Annotated in this window: 2 protein-coding genes; one reads left to right on the top strand and one right to left on the bottom strand. The window is 60.9% G+C overall.

Annotated elements, in window-relative coordinates; translation table 11 throughout:
* The coding region (locus tag A3754_RS03585; protein WP_231880469.1) for an MFS transporter at nucleotides 1–415 on the bottom strand (415 nt) is incomplete at its 3' end.
* Between A3754_RS03585 and A3754_RS03590 the strand changes: the two genes are divergently transcribed.
* Nucleotides 409–748, top strand: a 340-nt coding sequence (locus tag A3754_RS03590; protein ID WP_197468426.1) for a patatin-like phospholipase family protein, incomplete at its 3' end; no start/stop codon positions are given. The two genes, A3754_RS03585 and A3754_RS03590, sit on opposite strands and share 7 nt — an antisense overlap.

Raw genomic sequence — 748 nt, forward strand, 5'->3', positions numbered from 1 at the left:
CCGCCGGAGTTGCCGCCATGATGGCGGCCTGCAGCATGCGGCTCAGGACCAGAGCCGCCACCAGACCGACTCCCACCAGGGCACCGCGAAGTCCCAGATCAAACACCACCGCAAACGACAGCGTACCCAGCGAATAACCGGATAGACCGATTACCATCACTCGTTTGCGGCCCAGCGACTCACNCAAGGTGCCCCACACCGGGCTTGCCAAAGCAAACACCAGTGACGAGCAACTGATGATCAGCCCCACCTGCATTTCCGTCATGCCGGTGGCGCGCCCCAGTGATGGCAGCAGGGTAAAAACCAGGGTCTGGCCCAGTGCGGTTACCGCTACTGCCGCCAACAACATTGTGTGACTGAAGGCTCGCGAGATAGTCTTGCCGGCGATTTTGGTGGAAGGGTCAAGCTGTGGCATTACATATTCCGGTTCAAGGGGTAGCGGATCACGCACCGCCAGGGGGCGCATCTCATCAGGCGTTACTGGCGGATTGGCTGGCAGAGGCGTCGTTCACCCTCGCCATGTCATCCGGGTTTTTCGGCTTTTTTGCCCATTTCGGCACGCTGCGTGCCCTGCTTGACCATGGCCTGTCGCCCGCCCGTTTCTGTGGTTCCAGCGCTGGCGCTCTGGTGGCGGCTTGCATAGCCTCCGGCGCTAGCATCAATGCCATCGAAGACACACTGCTTAGCCTGGATCGGTCACACTTCTGGGACCCATCCCCCGGGCTGGGTTTGTTATCCGGTCAGGCTT

The sequence above is a fragment of the Alcanivorax sp. HI0083 genome (genome assembly GCF_001635175.1).